Source organism: Priestia filamentosa (assembly GCF_900177535.1).
Classification (GTDB): Bacteria; Bacillota; Bacilli; order Bacillales; family Bacillaceae_H; genus Bacillus_I; species Bacillus_I filamentosa.
Genome location: NZ_FXAJ01000031.1, coordinates 1 through 1,209 on the forward strand (window position 1 = coordinate 1; position 1,209 = coordinate 1,209).

The 1,209-nt window shown below is 40.2% G+C and carries 2 protein-coding genes; both read right to left on the bottom strand.

Going from position 1 to position 1,209, the window contains the following annotated elements; translation table 11 throughout:
• On the bottom strand, window positions 1-701 hold a 701-nt coding region (locus B9N79_RS25730), incomplete at its 3' end, for a manganese catalase (protein ID WP_085119487.1).
• 88 nt (window positions 702-789) lie between these two features.
• Window positions 790-1,209, bottom strand: a 420-nt coding sequence (locus B9N79_RS25735; RefSeq protein WP_085119490.1) for a DUF421 domain-containing protein, incomplete at its 5' end; no start/stop codon positions are given.

Genomic DNA, 1,209 nt, shown 5'->3' on the forward strand with positions numbered 1-1,209 from the left:
GAAGCCCATCGTCCCTGCTCACTTTCTGTTCCTTCTGAACAACTCATAAAGGTATAGGCTACATCTGACTTCTCATACTCTCGATTAAAGGTGCTTGGAACCACTAATCCTTCTTTCTCTTCGAGTTCAGCAATAGCAGCAGCCCACTGATTTTGATGATACGTATCACGCGCGATAAGAAAAGAGAGCATATCTCGTACACCTTTGTCTTCAGTCATCTCATATAGACGTACGACTTGAAGCCGCCCCTGCGATTCGGCATTGAGATTAGCTCTAAAGTCAGCCAGAAGATTTCCACTGGCAATGGTATATCGTGCATTCCATGGATATCCATTACTATCATTAGGACTTGCACCGAGTCCATTCACAATGGCATGCTGCGGGTTCATCCCACCCATGGCACTGGCGATAATCGGATCTTTCGCTGCTTGTTCTTGTTCTTCCACAGGCGCTTTATCCAACAACTGGGCAATCATCGTTGCTAACATTTCAACATGAGCAATTTCCTCTGTCCCGATATCTAAGAGCATATCCCGATATTTTTGTTCTGCTCGGCAATTCCATCCTTGAAAGAGGTATTGCATCATTACAGAGATTTCACCAAACTGTCCACCGAGGACCTCTTGTAACTTTCTTGCATATACGGGATCCGGCTTATCCGGTTTGGCTCTATACTGTAGTTCTTTCACATGAAAAAACATAAAAACCCCTCCTCCTCATTGATGGGGTTAGTATTTCTTTTACTTTCTATTCTTATTCTCTATGAACCCTTTTTCCAAAGAAATGGCACTATTGAAGGTATTTAGGATGTCTTTCTTGTTTTTGATTTACTTCTTCAAAGATATTGGAAGAAGGATTCGACTTAGGTTGAGTAGGCGACTGGACAGAAGAATCTTGTAACTTGGTTAACTGAGGAAAATAGACAGCCATCACATTCTTAAATTCTCCTACTGTTAAAGGCTTTGCATCATCTTGAAGCTCATAACCTAGTTGTCCGTTGGGTTCAATGGTTGCCGTTTTGACATCTTGAATATTAGTAATTCCTTGATTGCGTAGACGAATTTCTAATTGATCTACGGTTAATCGCAATTTTTTTAACGTTTTAATGTCTAGTTGTCCATTTTGGATCACTGTTTTCGATTTACCTGTCAAAAACTTTTCGAATGCATTAGATTTTACTTGTATATATTCTAAAACAACAATAGCAAG